The 500-nt window shown below is 43.4% G+C and carries 1 protein-coding gene; it reads left to right on the top strand.

All coding sequences use genetic code 11. The annotated features are described in order from the left end of the window. Window positions 1-131: 131 nt before the first annotated feature. The coding region (locus R7Z50_RS31545; RefSeq protein ID WP_318150282.1) for a cyclic nucleotide-binding domain-containing protein at window positions 132-500 on the top strand (369 nt) is incomplete at its 3' end.

Raw genomic sequence — 500 nt, 5'->3', positions numbered from 1 at the left:
AGTTCAAATCTGTGTTTGGAAGAAGCAAACATAACATGATGAGGTAAGCAGAAGTCTTAGCGTTATCTGTTGCTTATGCGAAATCGAGATGATATTGATCTGGTTACTTTAGGCAACGCATGGAATAAAGAATGGAAGCCGAGCAGTTAGAAGTACTCAATTTCATTAGCCAACATCCTCCTTTCGATGAACTGCCAGAAGAGCAGTTAAAAAAAATCGCCATTCATGCAGAAGTGGCGTATTTCCGTCAAGGTACCGACATCCTCAAATTTGGCGATACGATTCGCGACTTGTATATGGTACGCAGTGGAGCGGTAGAGATTTATCGACGCAAAGGTGAACTTTATAACCGTATTGATGCTGGTGGCCTGTTCGGGCAAATGGGTTTGCTCATGAACAACCGCGTTCGTATGCCAGCAAAAGCGATAGAAGACACCTTGGTGTACTGCATTCCTGAGAACATCTTCAATGAACTATGCGACGAGTTTGAAAACTTCGCG

This window comes from Vibrio sp. 1249-1 (assembly GCF_033340495.1).
The sequence above is the reverse complement of the archived record's forward strand: the minus strand, read 5'-3'. Positions and strand labels throughout refer to the sequence as shown.